The sequence below is a fragment of the Bradyrhizobium sp. 613_E4_N2_2 genome (genome assembly GCF_052075995.1).
In the GTDB taxonomy this organism is placed as follows: Bacteria; Pseudomonadota; Alphaproteobacteria; order Rhizobiales; family Xanthobacteraceae; genus Bradyrhizobium; species Bradyrhizobium barranii.
This window is the reverse complement of the sequence record NZ_CP197234.1, coordinates 6,412,264-6,425,011: the sequence shown is the minus strand read 5'-3', so window position 1 is coordinate 6,425,011 and position 12,748 is coordinate 6,412,264. Positions and strand designations below refer to the sequence as shown.

The following is a 12,748-nucleotide window of genomic DNA, read 5'->3' as shown; positions in this document are numbered from 1 at the left end:
GATCGGTGCAACACACGGCGATCGGAAGCCTGGCTCCGTGCGGGCGGCAAATCGAGATCGGGCCGGGGCGCGGATCGCGGCGGCGAAGCCGGGCGTCGCAGGTGCTGCGAGGCAGCACCATCACTGCCGGCTACGGCGTCTCGGCAATCTGGATCACGCGTTCCAGATGACGAAAGATCGCGACATGCCAGGGCCAGGCCATCGGCAACTTCAGACGTCGATCCGGTCGCCTGAACCGTACCAAATACCGGGTTCTCGGGTCACGAGCGCGGGGAGGCTTGCACCGCACGCACGACATCGATCAATGCCGTCGCCATCCGGTCAACACTGAACCGATCCGCGAACAGGTCGTGGGTCCGTCGGCCCATGGTTGCCCGGTCTTCCGGAGACATGGCTAGCCATGCGCGCAGGTTTTGAAGTGTGCCCGCCAGCGAATCTTCGGCGACAAGACCAGCGCCGGCCGCTTGAACCTCGCGCCATATATTGACCTTGTCGGAAATCAGCACGGACAGGCCGCAACCGAGGGCCTCGGCGACCGAGATGCCGAAGTTCTCTTGATGGGAGGGCAGCACGAAGGCCTCGCTGCTGTGGAACGCGCCCCATTTGGCGTCGCCCTGCAACATCCCGGGCCATGAGATGCGATCGGCCACGCCCAAGGCGCGGGTCCGGGCCTTGAGCTGACTGACCCAGCCGGTCTGGTCCGGCCCGGCCATCAGCAGATGCAGGCGAGGCTCCTCGGCCGCAACGTGGGCGAACGCCTCGACAAGCAGATCGCAGCCCTTCTTGGCGTGCAGCCGCCCGAGAAAGAGCAGCACCCGCTTGCCGCGCAACTCGGGATGGGCGGCAAGGAAAGCCTCTCGTAGCGGGCGCGCGTCCTGCGGCGGCAATCGCGTGCCGTAGGACACCACGACCTCCTGCGCCCGGTAGGGCCAAAACGAGCGGCGCGCAAGCAACCGCTCATCCTCGCTCGTGAACAGCACAGCCGCAGCGTCGCGCAGAACCCGGTATTCGGCCCAAGGCCAGTAGAGGCACTTCTTCAGATGTTTGAGCGGATAGTTCTGCTTGAACCACGGATCAAGCATGCCGTGCGTGAACACGACGTAGGGCTGCCTCAGCTCGCGCATGACCTGCCAAACGGCAAAGCTGTGGTACTGCCAGATACCGTTCACAATGACTGCGTCATAACCGCCGGCGTGGGCGCGCAGCCATGGCTGGAGCGACGTCGAGAAATGATAGCCGCCACGCGGCGGCCCGAGTGCATGCACGGGTAACGGAAAGGATTCCAGATGAGGCGCCCTGGGATCATCCAGACACGCTACTTCAACCTGGTGACCCATCTCCAGCAGTCGCAAGCCGCGCTGGCGTACGCCCTCGATGGGCCCGCCATTGCTGGGATCGGCGGAGGAAATGACGTGAAGCAGCCTCACTGGTGTCTCCTCAGGCTGCGGCAAAATGTCGATACAGCGTCATCGCCCAGTCGCGATGCCGCGTGACGCCGCTGCTCGCGCCGGGATTGAGCCACTGATGGATCGGCACCGCAAAGCCGGTCTTGGGCCGGTTCAACACGCCTTCCGGCAATTCGGGCGCGACGCGCCTGACGATGGTGCGCTTTTCGCTGTTCGCGTCGAAATCCGGAAGCTCCACGAAGTGTTGCAGCAGTTGCAGATCGACCAGGGGCACGCGGATCTCGAGCGAATGCGCCATACCCGCCCAGTCGGCGTCGCGCAGCAACTGGTTGCGCATGTACCACTGCATCTCGAGAGCGGAGACCGCCAGCCGGTCGCTCTCCAGACCCTCGGTGCTGGCATCGAGGCGGTTCATGGTCGCGAGCTCCTCCAGGCCATCTCTGGCCATGGCCGGGTCCATCAGCTGCGCGAGCTCCCACGGCATGTGGAGTGCTCGCCGTAACAGATACGCCCCCGACAGGCTGTGGCCGTATTCGGCGAGTCCCGCATATTTGGGCGACGGCAGTGCCGAGGCGAAAGGTTGGGCCAGATGCCGCAGCAGTAGCCCGGTTCGTTCGCCGACCGGTGCGCGCCGCATCAGGCTCACCAGGCGCGGTACCTGCCGGAAGCTCGGGTAAGATCCGAACAGCTCGTCGCCGCCGAGCCCCGAGATCGCAACTTTCAGGCCCTGCGCGGCCGCAGCCTTGGAGACGAACCAGACGTTGATGCCGTCGATCGAGGGTTGATCCATCGCGTCGATCAAATGCTGCCGGTCGCACTCGAAGTCGCGGGCTGAAATCCGATGCAGCGCATGCTTTGCGTGGAGCAGGCCGGCGACTTCGTCGGCCAGTCCAGCCTCGTCGTTGGGGCCGTCGGCATACTCGTTGAAGCCCAAGGTCAGCGTGCGCAACTCGCCGGCGCTCGCCGCACAGGCCGCGAGCATGGTTGAATCCAACCCCGCCGAAAGGAACACGCCAACAGGCACGTCCGCCACCATGTGCGCGGCGACGCTGTCCCTGACCGCTGCGGCGATCTGATCGAGCGCGTCGTCGGTGCGGGCGCCGGAGGCCGTGGGCAGGCGACCCAACGCATCCACGATGCTTGCAAACCGGACCGGCCGTCCGGCGCCCGCGGCGCTGAAGCGCTGCCAGTGCCCAGGCGGCAGCGCGCGGATGCCGCGGTACAGGGTGTATGGCTCGGGTACTGAGCCCCACAGCAGGAAGCCGGCGTGGCCCGCCGGTTCGGGCCTCCGGTCCACCGGGGCCTGCAGCAACGGCTTGACCTGGGACGCGAAGCGAATGGTGGCGCCGTCGTCGGCCACGTACAGAGGCTTGATGCCGAACGGGTCCCGGGCCAGCAGCAACTCGCGCCGACTCGCGTCCCAGAGTGCAAAGGCATACATGCCGCGAAGGTCGGAGAACATCTCTTCGCCGCGCTGGGCGTAGAGCTTGAGCAACACTTCGGTGTCCGATTGAGTTCGCGTCGCGACGCCGTCGTGGTTCAACCGGGCGCGCAACTGCTGGTGATTGTAGATTTCGCCGTTGAAGCAGATCCAATTGCCGGTTTCGGGATCAAGCATGGGCTGCGCGCCGCCCTCGCTCAGGTCGATGATGGCCAGGCGGCGATGTCCGAAGCCGACGCGCCCGTCGGCGGCCATCCACAGGCCGGCGCCGTCCGGACCGCGCGCGAGCATCGCGTCACGCACGCGCAGCAGCTCGGCTTTGTCGATGAGGGGCGCCTCGGCACGGTATGCGAAGGCGCCAGCAATTCCACACATGGTTCAGCTTTCGGTCAGCGAGGAATGTTGTCATGCACGATGATAATTGTGCGACGGTGCGTTACGGCGCCTTGAATCATCCTCCCTGCGCAGGCCCTCGCGCAATGTGACGGGGAAGCCCGGACCAGCGGCCGGTTTATCTACTCAATGTTACCGTCTTCGGCAATGCGCTGCACGTATTGAGTGCTGCGACCGCGATATCGTCAAACTGTAATGTTCGTTTGATAGGACCTCGGCTGAAACATAACAGAATGATAACAGGGCTGCATGTTCTTCGTTCCCGAACGCACCACGCCGGCGCACGCGCGCTTGCAGTTCGGGCACGGCGAACGGCCCGTCACCACCGCCGGCACCCGATCATCCCAATGCTCTGTCCCGTGAGTTCCGTCGGATATGTACAAGCCTCGCCGGCGCCAACTCTCTGACCGGATTTCACTGGCCTCAGAGATATCGGAACGAGCTACAGCCACGGTCCGCTCGCCTCTGCCATCTCCGGAGGCCGCATCGGCCGTGAATGCAGAAGAGCCGGCCGCGATCGCCGCTCCGTGGTTCAAATCCGTCGTCGTCTTCGGGCTGTTGTTCGGCGCGGTCTGGCTCTCGCTGTACACCGCCTACGCCATGCTGCCTTTTATCAGGCCGGGCTCGGTCGTCATTGCGTACGCAAAATTGGATACTCTTGTGAAGGGCCGGATGTTCGATCCGCAGGACCGCAATCGGGTGATGGTCTTCGGCAACAGCAAGCTTCTCTCCGCGTTGCGTCCATCCGACCTGGATGCGGCCGTCGGGTCCGGCTTCCGATCGTATAACCTTGGCCTGCCCGGCGAAGTTCACTTCCTACCGATTCTGGAAGCCGCGTTGGAAGCCGGCAACGTTCCCACGCACGTGCTGTTGACGATCCCTTGGGACGACAAGGGCGCATCCGATAATTTTGCTGATATCCTGCGCAACGATAATTTGTTGGCAAGCACGCTGTTTCCTTTTCGCAATTTGCCCCGTGAAGCAGCGCTGTTCGCTTTTCAGAATCTGGATCGACTGTCCGACGCGCGCCGCGATGTGGAGATCCAGCGCGCTGCAATGCTCCGCGATCGGGGCTGGTACTTCATCAAGTCGCAGAGCCATTACCCGGGCGATCGCCTTCCGGATGACTACGCCCTGCCGACCGATCATCCCACACGTATTGAGCTACGGATGATCCCTGAAAAGTCTCACTCTCGTAATCACCTCGAACGGCTGGCGAGCCAGTATGGCTTCCAGATCATCATTGTTCCGGGCTTCTTCCGCACTGGCGAGGCTGCTCCGCTGCCAGCCGCTGACGACGCCAGGTCGATGATGATCTCGGATCGGCCCCTCATTCGGGTGTTCGGGCCGGACTATTTCATGTATCCGCCAGCGCTCTTTGCCGATCCGCAGCACATGAATCCGGCCGGGGCGCGCGCCTACACGGCCGATCTGGCCAAATTGCTGAAGGCCACCGGAGCATTCGACTGATGCTCTTCAACTCTTTCGAATTTCTGGCGTTCTTCGTAACGTTCCTGGTGGTGTTCTTCTCGTTGCCGGGGCGAACCCAGCCGCTGGTGCTGCTGATCGCCAGCTACATATTCTACATGAGCTGGCGCCCTTCCTTCGGACTTCTGCTCGGATTGACGACGATCGTGGACTACACGACCGCACTCATGATGGCGCGGGCTCGGACCGATGGCGGACGCAAGGCGGCGCTGACCATCGCGCTGTCGATCAATCTGGGCGTACTCGGAACGGTCAAATATCTGGACTTCCTGATTTCGAACGTGCTCGGCGTGGTCGGGCTATTCGGGTATGTGGTGCCGGACTATGCCCTTGGTCTGGTGCTCCCGCTGGGCATTTCGTTCTACACGTTTCAGTCGGTCGGCTATACGCTCGACGTGTACAATCGCAGGGTTGCTGCTGAGCGTGACTTTATCACCTACGCCCAATATGTGAGCTTCTTTCCGCAGCTGATCGCCGGTCCGATCGAGCGCGCGGCGCACATGCTGCCGCAGTTCCGGATCACGCATCGGCTTTCCTACAAAAATGTCACCGCCGGCCTGTTGCTCGTCGGCTATGGCCTGTTCAAGAAGATGTGCATCGCCGACGTGGTCGCGTCGGTGGTGAACGGGATCTACGCCAATCCGGCGCAGTATTCCGGCAGTTATCAACTGCTCGCGGCGGTGCTCTTCGCCCTCCAGATCTATTGCGATTTTTCGGGGTACTCGGACATTGCGCGTGGCGTGGCACGCATCATGGGCTTCGACCTCATGATCAATTTCGGGCAACCTTATTTCGCCACCAGCCTGAACGAGTTCTGGCGCCGTTGGCATATCTCCTTGTCGACCTGGTTCCGCGATTATCTGTTCATTCCGCTCGGAGGAAGCCGCGGCAACGAAGGCTCCACCGCGCGCAATCTCATCATCGTGTTCGCGGTCAGTGGTATCTGGCACGGTGCAGCGTGGAACTTCGTCGCTTGGGGCACGCTGCATGGAGTCTGCCTGGTTGTCGAACGAGCCTTTATCAGGCTTGCGAAACCGGAAGCATGGCTCGGCGAGTCGGCTCGTCTGCTGCTCGGTTGGGCCTGGATGCTAGCCGTCGTGCTCGTGGGATGGGTCTTCTTCCGGTCGACGAGCGTCGCCAATGCGATCGTCGCCCTGCGGAGCCTGGGCGACTTCGGTCCCATCTCCTATTTCACCCTGAAGATGCTGGATCTCGCGAGCGGCGAACTGGTGATGCTCGCCGTCTCGCTCGCACTGCTGTTCGTGATCGACTTCCACCTGTCGTTTCGGCCGCAGCGCCTTCGTGATCTGTGGGAGGTGCGCTGGCTGCCAACGGCTGCCGGTGTCGCGCTGGCTTATTACATCGTGCTGTTCGGCATTTTTGGACATGCCGAATTCATCTACTTCCAGTTCTGACCGCGGCCGACGCCCGGCCGCGAAGGTTGGGCGTGAGTATCCTGACCCGAACAACGAAAAGGGGGGCGTCGCAACCGCCCCAATTCACGGCGTCAGCGGCCTACGCGTCCGACAACAGCTTGGCATGCTCGCCTTTCACCACCAGGTACCTGCCAAGGCAGATGGCGTCGAGACCGGTGCGAAGGAAGCAGCTCATGGCCTGTTCGGGTGTGTCGACGATCGGTTCGTTCTCATTGAAGCTGGTATTGAGCACGATCGGTATCCCGGACAGTTCGCCGAAGCTGTGGATCAAGTCGTAGTAGAGCGGATTGGTGTCCCGCGCGATGCTTTGCAGCCGTCCGGTGCCATCGACATGGGTGATGGCGGGAAGTCTTTCACGCCATTCCGGGCGAAGCTTGACGACATGCATCATGAAGGGACTGAATACATCCTGTTCAAAATAGGTCGATACCGCCGGCTGCAAGATGGTCGGAGCAAACGGGCGGAAGCCTTCCCTTCGCTTGATCTTGGCGTTGATGACATCCTTCATGTTGGCGCGGGTCGGGTCGGCGAGAATGGAGCGATTGCCGAGAGCGCGCGGGCCCCATTCGGATCGCCCCTGGTACCAGCCAACCACCAGCCCGGCGTGTAACAGGGATGCGACCGCCTTCGGAACGTTGCCGGGCGATAGTTCGCGCATGGGAGTTTTGGCCGATTCTGCTGCGCGCCGCATCGTCTCATCCGAGTGAGCCGGCCCCCAGTAGGAATGCGTCATATGGAATCGTTCTCGTCCGCCCGCGACATTGTGCCATGTCCACAGGCCCGCACCGAGACACAGACCGTCGTCCGATGAAGCCGGCTGCATATATGCCTGCTGGAAGGGCGTGTCGCGCAACAGGCGCGCGTTCATGACGCCGTTGAGTGCGCAACCTCCGGCATAAACGACCTGCTTGCTTGGGACCAGATCGTGCAGCTTGTTGAAGCAATGCACCGCCACTTCCTCGAAGCGGACCTGACAGGAGCGGGCGATGTCCTTGTCCCGTTGCGTCAGCTCCTGGCCGCGCTGGCGCGGTGAACCGAATTTCTCGATCCATTTGTCGGTGAACAAGCGCAGCATTTCCACGTGATTTCGCTCGTCCATCTTTCCGCTTTCGCCGCCGCGGTGCATGCCAAAGAAGCCATCGGCGAGTTTGAACCAGCCATCGGGCCGCGTTTGGACGAGTTCTCGCATCGTGTCCGCATAGCTGTCGACGCCGTATGGCGCGAGCCCCATGACCTTGTACTCTTCGCCATATTCGGCGAAGCCGATGAACTGACAGCATGCCGTGTAGAAGAAGCCCAGGCTGTTCGGAAGGTTGACGCGGTCGAGCACGTCGATCCGTGTACCCTCGCAGCGCGCCGCCATCGCGCTGGTGAAATCGCCGCTGCCGTCATAGGAGAAACCGGCCGTCAGCCCGTCGAACGGCGAGCAGTAGTAGGAGCTCGCAATGTGGGACAGATGATGCTCCACGTTGACGACTTTGGCCTTGACCATGTCCGGGGCCTGCCCGGACGCCTCGGCGACCTGCTCGCTGATGCTCAGCTCGTCCTTGGCCCGCCGGATATGCTCGAGCGCCGCTTTGCCGCCCGAAAGCGGATTGCGCAATACATACGAGACCTGGGCCGCGCGATTCTGCGACGGATCGCGCGCGACCGCGATGAAATCCAGATCCTTCGACGATATGCCGCCCATGGCGAGAACCGATTGGATCGCCTGCTGCGGGAAGGATGGATCATGCTTGATGCGTTTACCGAAGCGCTCCTCAGCCGAAGCTGCGACCACCTTGCCATCGATGATGAGCGCCGCGGAGGCATCGGGATGGTTGAGGTTGAGGCCGAGAATTGCGGTCATCGGTACAGTCTTTCAGGTTGTGAAGCGGCTGCCGGAGAGGAATTCCGTTCGGCCACAGCGGGAGATCGCAGCCAGAGCAGAGGTTTAACTAACAACGGAACTTATCATTACCGTGACTGATCGAGAGGGAGCGCGAGGCAGGGGCGTTAGCTCGCAGTGCTATTTCTGGATACGCCGTTCTTCGACGTTCCTTCGACTGAGCCACCACGCGACGCCGCGATCAATCATCAGACCGACCCGTGATGGTCCCATGGTGTTTCCTTCGACGACCACGTCACGAACGCCGGGCGAGGTCGCGGCAAAGCCTTTGATTTCGATGTGGGCGTCCTGATCGAGGCGATTGCCTCGAACGATCACCGCCTGCACCATTGGCGGCCGACCTGGAGCCTTTGCGGTCTGGTTCGCCTGGACAAGAATTGAAGCCTCATTGGAGAAAATGCTCCGTTCGGGTCCGGCCCGGTAGACGTTTCCCTCGAGTATGTGATTGTCGAGGATCTGAATCCGCCAGCCGGGCTGGAAACTATCGTAGGCCAGTCCGAAGACGGCAAAGCCGCTGGTCCTGTTGGATCGATTGCCGGAGATGACATGCCCCAGCGCCGTCCCGTACGTCTGCGCGGCGACGCCCGTATCCTCGAAGTCATTGTCGATGACCAGATAGTTCTGCTGCGCCTGCGTAATCGTGATCTCCGAATTCGAGTCCAGCGTCACCTCGAGCGGTCGATCGAGCGCCACCGACATGTCGGACGGCTTTTTCTCGAATGCTTTGACCCTGGCGTATTGGCCGGCACCGCGTCCGTTGACCACCATGACGGCGGCGCCGGTCCAGTCCGTGCCGGCCGGATACGGATTCGCTGCATCCAGCAGCGACAACCGATCCGGACCTGCGCTGTTCGCGTGTCCGAAATAGAATCCGCCTGGCCCGTCCGACGTCATGGCTTCCCGATCCCAGCCATAAATGGCCTTGAACGTATTGCCGCCGACGAAAATATTCTCGGATGCGCTGACCCACTTTGACAGCGTCGATATTCCTCCGCCCGTCCCCTGGAGATCGGCGGCAGTGACCGTATTGCCTTCAAAGACGACCTGACGCGATCCTACGATCGAGTAGGAGCCATAGCGGCCGTTGGTCAGGATATTGCGGGCCACAATCGCGTTGGTTGCCTTGAAGAGCCGAAGCGAATGTCCGGATCCGAGAATGTCGCAATCGGATACTTCGATCCTGTTTCCGCTCAATCGAATGGTGTCGGGAGATCCATCGGGATAAATCCGGCGGAAGTCGTTCATTTGCTGCAGGGTGGCTTCAGCCTCCATGAGACCCCGGAAGGCCGAACCGCGAATGCGGACATGTCGGATGGCGATATCGGCCGCGTCAGGAATCGGGGCGTCGCCGAACTGAAAGCCCCCCGCGATGATGTGCGGGTGGTTCGATGCGTAGATTGTGAGGTCTTCGACCGAGAACTGCGACCTTCCCTGTATCAGTGCGGCCGGAAGCGTTGCCAGACTAGGCCAGACCAAATTGACCAGATCGATGCGTTCACCCTGCAATTTGACGCGAGGTGGAATGACGATCATGTCCGAGATCAGATAGCGCCCGCGCGGGAAGTACACGGTCCCGCCTCCGGCCTGGCTCGCAGCTTCGATGGCGGCCTTGACGGCGCGAGTACAATCAAACTTGCCGTCGCCGTTCGCGCCAAATGCCCGTACATCGAAGGATTGCACCGCGTTCGCCTCGAGAGAGCGCACGACGATGCTGCCCACATCGACCCATTCGGCGTCGCCGCCGTCTCCGTTGGAGAGGCGCAGCCTGTAGCGGCCGGGTGAAACCTGATCAGGGATGCGAAACGCACCGCGCCACAGGTCGCCTTTGGTCAAAACGGCTTTCGTAGGTGCATTCCCGGCATCGGGCAGCAGCAACAATTGTGCACGGCTTGACTGGCGAACGATGTTGCGACCGAACACCTGGAGCCAGCCCGAAGGCGAGACCTCGTCGCCGAGGTTTCCCTGCGTCCAATAGATTGTTGGCAGGTTGATGCGGCCAATGAGAGTGCCCTGGGGGTGGGTCAGGCTGAAGCGGTAGATCCCGGGCGTGAACTGCTCCGGGATCGTGAATTTAAGGGAGAGGGGATTGGCCTGCAGAATCGGAACGGAGGTTTCCTGTCCGCTCTCGCGGGAGGGGCCGTCGCCAATTCGGGCAACCGTCACAGATGTAATCTTGTCGAGCTCGGCGCCGGTGACGAGCACTGTTTCGTCCGGACCGACGGGATCGTTGAACCAGAACATCGCGGACTGTGCGGTTGCCTCCGCCATCCAAAGCAACTGAAACAGGGCAACGATGGCCGCGGCACTACGCGTCATGTACCGTGCTCATTGAAAATCATTCTGGCGTTCGAGCGCATGTTGATCAGAGCTCGATGACGAGGCCGGTCAGGCGTCGCAGCTCCGCGCGCATTTCCGCCGGATCTTTCAGATGAGAGATGGCGGCTTCCAGCTCTTCCACCTTTGCGCCGACAAGGAAGCGATACCAGAGACCCTGCAATCCGTGATAGACAAGGCCTTCCTTGCCGTCGAGAAAACCGAGCTGGAAAATCAAGCGAAACAGGAAATAGGCCGGCGCGCTGATTTGATAAGGGATACGGTTGTACAGCCGTTCCTTGATCCAGCGCTTGATGGCTGCCTGGCGCGAGCCTTCCTCCGATATCAGATCAACATCGCGCCCGAACAGACGATGACGCTCGTTGATCACGTCGATTGCCTCGCGTGTGGCGTATTTGTTGTGCTTGTCGGTGAAGAACGTCAGGTCGTTGAGATTGTGATCGGCGAACCCGCCATCGAATGTAACAGTCTGGCCGCCCCACAGAATCATGTGCTCATCCATCCAGCGGTCTTCGATGCGGCCGTGGCCGCGGCGCCAGATCCGCAAGAGGAGGAGCGGGTAGCGGCCACCATGGCGAATCCAGCGACCAAGGAAGATGTGCTTGCGCTTGAGGTTGATTCCGACGACCTCGTTGCTCAGGCGCGGCAGTTCATCGCGAATTCTGGCGCCGAGATCGGCTTCGATGATTTCGTCGGCATCGAGCCGCATGATCCACGAGGCGGTGATCGGGGCATTCTCGAGCGCCCACTGAAACTGCTTCGCGTAGTTGACGAACCGGTTCTGCAATACGGTCGCGCCTTGAGCGCGCGCCAACTCGACCGTTCGATCGCTTGAGAAGCTGTCGACAACAAAAACCTCGGTTGCAATCTTGGCAACCGAGGCGAGAGCCCGCAAGATGTGGCGCTCTTCGTTGTGCGTCAGGATGATGACGGCAAGGCCCATCGCTTACTCACTGCCGGGATATCGCGGGGTTGGCAGGCAGGGCAGGGGCGCTACCTGACTTTGGCGCCTTCCTTGTCTGCTTTATGAATCTGGTCCATGCGCTCGATCTTCGCCTCGGCGCGTACTTTATCCACGAGCTCGATCTGCGCTGCAGAGGCGACCATCGCTGCCAGGCGATCACGGATCTTGTCGTAATCGGCCGGTTTACGTGGACGCGTATCCTCGAGCTTGAGGATATGCCAGCCAACTGCAGTCTTGAACGGCTGCGAAACCTCGCCCTTTTTCAGCTTGATCGCCACGTCGGCGTATTCCTTGCCCATCTCGCCGCGCTGCCGCCAATCGTAGTCGCCGCCCCTTGCTTTGGTGACGGGGTCCTCGGACACGTCGGCGACTACGGCCGTGAAGTCCTCGCCCTTGTTGATCCGATCCATCGCCGCCTTGGCTTTCTGTTCGGCCGCCTTGATCGCGGCATCGTCCGCGGGCGGAGCGATCATGAAGACAAGGTGGCGCAGATGCAGTTCGGGCTCGGTTGTCACCCCATTGAGCACGACCTCCTGATACGCCTTGCGCATGGCCTCCTCGCTCACCGCCTGCTGACCAACGACAGTCAGAAGATGGTTGGTGAGGCCCTGATTGCGCGCGAAAATGGCGCGGCGCTGAAGATCGGCCGGGTCTTCTATGTGCCGATCGGTCGCCACCTTTGCGAGCAGCACGGCGTCGGTCACCATCTTCAGGAGGGTTTCGCGCCTCTCGATGGGGTCCTGAACAAGCAGATTTCGGCCGATGACTTCGTCCGCCAGCTCCAGATCGCTCTCATGGATCGGGCTTCCGTTGACGACGGCGACAACAGGATCGGCCGACGGCGATTGACCAAATGCCGGTGCTCCGGCGCCGAGCATGACGGCCAGCCAGACGGTAGCTAAGCCGGCGCGTGCCGTCATTGCACGGTAAGGCATGCGGAAACCGGGCAGAGCGTTCATTTCGTAGATCCTTCTTGCTTGCTGGTCTTATCCGCGCAGCACTCACACGATGGCGAACGATATGGTTATGATACGAGGCATCATGTGCGGCGCGGCCGGATTGCCGGGGTGCTTTTTAACGATGCGACATTAACGGTGATGTGATGTCGACAAGACAGGTCTGTGAAAGCGCGCCGGCGGCGTCACCGCCGGCATTTGCTCGCAGCGCGTCGTCAAGAGATGATCGTCGGATGTTCGCGCTTCAAGCTTCAGGATGTGTGAGAGGCATCCGATCCGACGGCGTCCACATATTTTACGATTGGCGTTTGATGCGTGGATAACATTTGGCGAGGGCGAGAATTCCATGCTTCTGCTCGTGAAATCCTGAGCTTGTTGTCAGGTCGGCACGAAGATCGATCTCATTGTAGATGAGATGAGTATCATAATTCACAAAACAACA

8 protein-coding genes are annotated in these 12,748 nt (G+C 61.2%); 2 read left to right on the top strand and 6 right to left on the bottom strand.

Going from position 1 to position 12,748, the window contains the following annotated elements; all coding sequences use genetic code 11:
* Window positions 1-260 precede the first annotated feature (260 nt).
* Together AB7290_RS30590 and asnB are read right to left on the bottom strand one after the other, a co-directional pair.
* Window positions 261-1,427: a glycosyltransferase gene (locus AB7290_RS30590; RefSeq protein WP_085402764.1), complete on the bottom strand. Its 1,167-nt coding sequence runs from the start codon at window positions 1,425-1,427 to the stop codon at window positions 261-263.
* Between the two features lie 10 nt (window positions 1,428-1,437).
* A complete protein-coding gene (gene asnB / locus AB7290_RS30585; RefSeq protein WP_085402765.1) occupies window positions 1,438-3,222 on the bottom strand; it encodes an asparagine synthase (glutamine-hydrolyzing) in 1,785 nt (594 codons plus the stop codon).
* A 510-nt stretch (window positions 3,223-3,732) separates the two neighbouring features.
* Here asnB and AB7290_RS30580 point away from each other — a divergent pair.
* Complete coding sequence (locus tag AB7290_RS30580; RefSeq protein ID WP_085402766.1) at window positions 3,733-4,710, top strand: hypothetical protein; 978 nt, start codon at window positions 3,733-3,735, stop codon at window positions 4,708-4,710.
* Window positions 4,711-4,757: 47 nt separating this feature from the next.
* Window positions 4,758-6,143, top strand: coding sequence for an MBOAT family O-acyltransferase (locus AB7290_RS30575; protein WP_354075151.1), 1,386 nt, complete (start codon window positions 4,758-4,760; stop codon window positions 6,141-6,143).
* 100 nt (window positions 6,144-6,243) lie between these two features.
* Here AB7290_RS30575 and AB7290_RS30570 read toward each other — a convergent pair whose 3' ends face one another.
* The 4 genes from AB7290_RS30570 to AB7290_RS30555 all read right to left on the bottom strand — a co-directional run bounded on the left by AB7290_RS30570 (window position 6,244) and on the right by AB7290_RS30555 (window position 12,309).
* Window positions 6,244-8,013, bottom strand: coding sequence for a carbamoyltransferase family protein (locus AB7290_RS30570; protein WP_085402768.1), 1,770 nt, complete (start codon window positions 8,011-8,013; stop codon window positions 6,244-6,246).
* Between the two features lie 159 nt (window positions 8,014-8,172).
* Window positions 8,173-10,368, bottom strand: a complete 2,196-nt coding sequence (locus AB7290_RS30565; protein WP_144030801.1) for a glycosyl hydrolase family 28-related protein — start codon at window positions 10,366-10,368, stop codon at window positions 8,173-8,175.
* A 46-nt stretch (window positions 10,369-10,414) separates the two neighbouring features.
* Window positions 10,415-11,329 (bottom strand): glycosyltransferase family 2 protein, encoded by a 915-nt coding sequence (locus AB7290_RS30560; protein ID WP_085402769.1) that lies wholly within the window; start codon window positions 11,327-11,329, stop codon window positions 10,415-10,417.
* A gap of 50 nt (window positions 11,330-11,379) precedes the next feature.
* The gene (locus tag AB7290_RS30555; protein ID WP_085402770.1) at window positions 11,380-12,309 is read right to left on the bottom strand and encodes a peptidylprolyl isomerase; all 930 of its coding nucleotides are present in this window, start codon (window positions 12,307-12,309) and stop codon (window positions 11,380-11,382) included.
* Window positions 12,310-12,748 lie beyond the last annotated feature (439 nt).

Excerpts from the sequence above, each read along its gene's own strand:
- AB7290_RS30560 (WP_085402769.1), bottom strand. The coding sequence starts at position 11,329 with ATGGGCCTTGCCGTCATCATCCTGACGCACAACGAAGAGCGCCACATC.
- AB7290_RS30570 (WP_085402768.1), bottom strand. The coding sequence starts at position 8,013 with ATGACCGCAATTCTCGGCCTCAACCTCAACCATCCCGATGCCTCCGCG.
- AB7290_RS30555 (WP_085402770.1), bottom strand. The coding sequence starts at position 12,309 with ATGAACGCTCTGCCCGGTTTCCGCATGCCTTACCGTGCAATGACGGCA.
- asnB (WP_085402765.1), bottom strand. The coding sequence starts at position 3,222 with ATGTGTGGAATTGCTGGCGCCTTCGCATACCGTGCCGAGGCGCCCCTC.
- AB7290_RS30565 (WP_144030801.1), bottom strand. The coding sequence starts at position 10,368 with ATGACGCGTAGTGCCGCGGCCATCGTTGCCCTGTTTCAGTTGCTTTGG.